The organism is Sandarakinorhabdus oryzae (genome assembly GCF_009733735.1).
GTDB classification, from domain to species: Bacteria; Pseudomonadota; Alphaproteobacteria; order Sphingomonadales; family Sphingomonadaceae; genus Sandarakinorhabdus; species Sandarakinorhabdus oryzae.
On sequence record NZ_WNJP01000198.1, the window covers coordinates 1 to 4713 of the forward strand.

A 4713-nucleotide genomic window follows, 5' to 3' on the forward strand; every position below is an offset into this window, starting at 1 on the left:
GGCGTCTGGGGGCTGGCCTACATGGCGGCGCCCTTGCTGTTCCTGCCCGCCCTGCTCGCCGCGGCCATGCTCGGCGAGCCCACCCGCCCGCCAGCGCCGCGCTCCGGCAAGGGGCTGGGCGCTGCCATCAAGGACAGCATCATCGCGCCGCTGGCCGACTTCCTCGGCCGCAAGGGCGCCTGGATCGTGCTGGCCTTCGTCCTGGTCCACAAGATCGGCGACACGGTCTGCCAGCTCTCGGTCCGCCTCTTCTACAATGATCTCGGCTTCACCAAGGACGAGGTCGCCTTCTACGACGTGTCACTGGGCCTGTTCGGCATGCTGGCCGGCATCTTTGTCGGCGGCTTCCTCTACAAGCGGATGGGCCTGGCCGGCTCGGTGCTGCTCTCGCTCGTGCTGATGGCGGCGACCAATGCAGGCTACGCCCTGCTGGCGATCATCGGCCACGACGTGATGGCGCTGGCCGCGGTGCAGGGCTTCGAGAATTTCGCCAGCGGCATCGGCGGCGTTACCATCGGCGCCTGGCTCGCCCTGCTCTGCGACCGTCGCTTCACCGCCACCCAGTTCGCGCTGCTGTCCTCCGCCGCCGCCATCCTGGGCCGGGCCTTTTCCTCCGGCACCGCCGGCGCGTTGATCGAGCGCCTTGGCTATGTCGATTTCTACTGGCTGACCACAGCGCTGGCGCTGCCGGGGATCCTCATCTTCGTCTGGCTATGGCGGGCGGGGCTGGTGGTGGCCGATGAGACCGTGGCCGTTGCAACCGGTGTGTAACCTGCCGGCCATGGCCCTGTAACGATATGGCGCTAGAGCCCGAGCCATGCTGAACCTTGCCGCCCGCGCCACCGAGCTTCCCGCCGCGCTGCTCGCCCACACGGCGCCCATCCACCGTGCCGGGCTGCTCGAAGTGCGGCTGGCGGCCAGCGAGGCCGAGATCGCCGCGGCCCAGGCCCTGCGCTATGCCATCTTCTATGACGAGATGGGCGCCCGGCCGACCCAGGCCATGGCCCGCAGCCGCCGTGATTTCGACGCCTATGATTATGTCTGCGATCATCTGCTGGTGATCGATCATGCCGACGCGCTGCGTCCGCGCGTGGTCGGCACCTATCGGCTGCTGCGCCAGGATGTGGCGATGACCAATGGCGGCTTCTACTCGGCCGGTGAGTATGACCTGTCCGCCCTCATCGCCCAGGCCGCGCCGGGCCGGCAATTGCTGGAACTGGGCCGCAGCTGCGTCGCGCCGGAATGGCGGACGAGCGCCACCATTTCGCTGTTGTGGCGCGGCATTGCGACCTATCTGGCGCAGCACGGCATCGGCCATCTGTTTGGCTGCGCCTCGCTGCACGGCGCCGATGCGACGCTGCACCTCGCCGAATTGTCGTGGCTCTATCATCACCATCTCGCCCCGCCGGAATTGCGCGCCACGGCGCTGCCGCCGCACCGGGTTGAGATGAACCGGCTCGATCCCGCCGCCATCGATGGCCGCGCCGCCGCCCGCGCGCTGCCGCCGCTGCTGAAGGGCTATCTGCGGGTCGGCGCCATGGTGGGCGATGGCGGCTTCGTCGATCACCAGTTCAACACGGTCGATGTGTTCGTGGTGATGCCGGTCGATCGCATCACCAGCCGCTATGCCGAACGCTTCGGTGCCGCAAACGACTGACCCTTGGCGATTGACAGTTTCGCAACCTCCCCGCCTGCGCTAGCCATGGCGCATGCACTGGCGCCGCCCCCTTCTGGCTCTCCTCGCCACGGCCGGCATCGCCGCGGCTGATCCGGCGACCCCGCCGCCCGAAACCGCCATCCCGGCCGGCCCCGATGGTGACGCGATCCGGAGCGGGCTGGACATCATCACCAGCACAAGCACCGCCGCGCCGGAATTTGCCGGCAACGATCTCAGGTGCGCCAACTGCCACCTCGACGCCGGCCGCACCGCCGGTGCCGCGCCGCTGTGGGCCGCCTTCGGCAATTTCCCGATCTGGCGCGACAAGAACAAGCGCATGAACAGCTTTGAAAAGCGCGTGCAGGATTGTTTCATCTATTCGATCAACGGCAAGCCACCGCCACTGGGGGGCGAGGTGCTGCTCGCCGTTTCCGCCTATGCCGGCTGGCTGGCGCAGGGCCAGCGCATCGGCGTCTCGCCACCGGGGCGCGGCTTCCCGGGTATCGCCGCCCCGCCGCTGCCGCCCGACGATGCCCGCGGCAAGGCGGTGTTCACCACCATCTGCGCCGCCTGCCACGGCCCCGACGGCCAGGGCCTGCGCGACGGGGACACCATTGTGAACCCGCCGTTGTGGGGCAAGGCCAGCTACAACTGGGGCGCCGGCATGGCCCAGGTGGACAAGGCCGCCGCCTTCATTCGCGCCAACATGCCCCTGGGCAGCGGCAACACGCTCAGTGTCCAGCAGGCCTGGGATGTCGCCTGGTATATCGACGGCCAGGTGCGCCCGCAGGATCCGCGCTTTGCCGGTAACCTCGCCGCGACCCGCGCCGAATATCACAATCGTCCGTGGAGCCGCTATGCCACCAGCGTGGCCGGCCGCACGCTCGGCGATCCCGCCACCACCCCGCCCCACCATGTGCCCGCCGGCCATGATTTCTGAAGGGAGCCGCCCATGACCAGCCCCGCCCTGCTGCGCATCGATTTCGTCTCCGACGTCGTCTGCCCCTGGTGCGTCATCGGCCTGAAAAGCCTGGAGCAGGCGCTGGCCGAACTGGCCGACACGGTAACGCCCGAGTGGCATTTTCACCCGTTCGAACTCAACCCGGCCATGGCCCCCGAAGGCGAGAACGCCGCCGAGCATATCGCCCGCAAATATGGGCGCCCGCCCGAAGAGGGCGCGCAGGCCCGCAGCCACATCAAGCAGATGGGCGAAAATCTCGGCTTCGCTTTCAAGGGCGGGCCCGAGGCGATGATCTGGAACACCTTCGATTGCCACCGCCTGCTGCACTGGGCCGAAAAGACCGGCAAGGCCAAGCCGCTGAAAATGGCGCTGTTCGAAGCCCATTTCACCCGCGCCGAACCGCTGAACGACCCCGAAACACTGGTCCGCGCCGCCGCCTCGGTGGGCCTCGACGCCGACGCCGCCCGCGAGGTCCTTGCCTCGGGCCGCTACGCCGACGAGGTGCGCGCCACGGAAGCCTGGTGGCGCGAGGAGCAGGATATCCACGCGGTGCCGGCCATCGTCTTCAACGGCAAATACGCCATCATGGGCGGCCAGCCGCCGGCGACCTTTGCCAAGGTGATAAGGCGGATCGTGGCGGGGGAAGTTTGAAGAACGGCCTCAGGCGGGCAGAGACTGAGTCCCTGCCCGCCGGAGGCCCCTTCCCTTACGGCGCTGAGCGCACCTCCACCGGCAGGCCCAGCGCCTTCAGCTGCGGCTCCACCTTGGCCCGGTCACCCACCACGATCCACAGCAATTTGTCCGTCCCGAACAATTGCACCGCGCGGTTGAGATCGGCCGTGGTCAGCGCGCCCAGGCGGCGGGCGGCGGTGACGTAATAATCGTCGGGCCGGCCGAGCAGCTGGTTGCGCTCGAGGGCGGAGAGGAAGGCGCTGCCGCGTTCGAATTCGCCGGGCAGGGCCAGCACCGAGTTGGCGATGCTGCGGCCGCGTTCGTCCGGCGTGATCGGCTTGGGCCCGCGGATCGCGGCGATATCGGCTTGAATCGCCTTGATGCTGTCGCCGGTGCGGTCAGTCTGCACCGGGGCATAGATCAGGCTGGTCAGTGGCCCCTTGCCGTCGGTCAGGCCGGCGTAGGCGCCATAGGCCCAGTTCTTCTCCTCGCGGATGTCCATGTTGATGCGGCTGGTTGAAAGCCCGCCCAGCACATCGGCGGCGGCGCGTTCGGCGATCAGGTCCTGGCTGCCGGTGATCGGCAGCAGGCTGCCCGCCAGGATCAGGCTTTGCGGACTGTTCGGCCGATCGACCAGGATGATGCGCGCGGCCTGTGGTGGCGGCGTCACGCCGGCGGGCACGCGGCCGGCGGGCACGGTGGCATCGGGCTGCCAGCCGCCAAAGGCGGTTTCCAGCAGCAGCTTGAGTTCGGCGGCACTGATGTCGCCGGCCACGAACAGGGTGGCCAGATCAGGCCGGATCCAGCGCTTGTGCCAGGCCACCAGGTCAGCGCGGGTGATGGCCTTCACGCTGTCGGGCGTGCCCAGGCCACTGGGCGGCGCGCCATAGGGATGATCGGGGCCATAGAGCGCCGGTGAAAGGATGCGCCGGGCGATGCCGAAGGGCGTGCTGGCTTCCTGCGCCAGCGCCGTCAGTTGCTGGCCGCGCACCCGCTCGATCTCGGCCGCCGGGAAATCCGGGCGCTGCACGACATCGGCAAACAGGGTGAGCGATGGGCCAAGGTTGGATTTCAGCGCATCGAGGCTGAGCCGCGTGCGGTCCATGCCGGCCGATGCACCGATGCCGGCACCCAGCCGTTCGCGCGCTTCGGCGATCTGCGGCCCGGTCAGGCCGGCGGCGCCTTCGTCGAGCAGGTTCAGCGCCATCGACTGGATGCCGAGGTGGCTGCGTTCATCGGCGGCCATGCCAGCATCGATGCTGAGCATCATGCGCACCAGCGGCACCGTCTCGCGGCGGGCGAGCTCGACCTTGAGGCCATTGGCGAGGGTGAAACGCTCGATCGCCGGCCAGGCCAGCAGCGGCGGCTGGCCCACCGTGGGCTCGGCCATGCGCGGCGGGCCCTTGGGGGGCGGCGCGGCGGC

The 4713-nt window shown here is 69.0% G+C and carries 4 protein-coding genes and 2 pseudogenes; 4 read left to right on the top strand and 2 right to left on the bottom strand.

Going from position 1 to position 4713, the window contains the following annotated elements; all coding sequences use genetic code 11:
• From GJ693_RS17060 to GJ693_RS13995, 4 genes and pseudogenes are all read left to right on the top strand, one after another.
• Positions 1-771 (top strand): annotated as a pseudogene (locus GJ693_RS17060) (MFS transporter); the annotation flags it as partial.
• Between the two features lie 46 nt (positions 772-817).
• On the top strand, positions 818-1657 hold the full coding sequence (locus GJ693_RS13985; protein WP_197042210.1) for a GNAT family N-acetyltransferase: 840 nt from the start codon (positions 818-820) through the stop codon (positions 1655-1657).
• 52 nt (positions 1658-1709) lie between these two features.
• A complete protein-coding gene (locus GJ693_RS13990; protein ID WP_156256892.1) occupies positions 1710-2597 on the top strand; it encodes a c-type cytochrome in 888 nt (295 codons plus the stop codon).
• Between the two features lie 12 nt (positions 2598-2609).
• On the top strand, positions 2610-3269 hold the full coding sequence (locus GJ693_RS13995; protein ID WP_156256893.1) for a DsbA family oxidoreductase: 660 nt from the start codon (positions 2610-2612) through the stop codon (positions 3267-3269).
• 55 nt (positions 3270-3324) lie between these two features.
• Here GJ693_RS13995 and GJ693_RS17745 read toward each other — a convergent pair whose 3' ends face one another.
• Together GJ693_RS17745 and GJ693_RS17750 are read right to left on the bottom strand one after the other, a co-directional pair.
• Positions 3325-4113 (bottom strand): M16 family metallopeptidase, encoded by a 789-nt coding sequence (locus GJ693_RS17745; protein ID WP_408014589.1) that lies wholly within the window; start codon positions 4111-4113, stop codon positions 3325-3327.
• Positions 4114-4272: 159 nt separating this feature from the next.
• Positions 4273-4680, bottom strand: a pseudogene (locus GJ693_RS17750) (M16 family metallopeptidase); the annotation flags it as partial.
• Positions 4681-4713 lie beyond the last annotated feature (33 nt).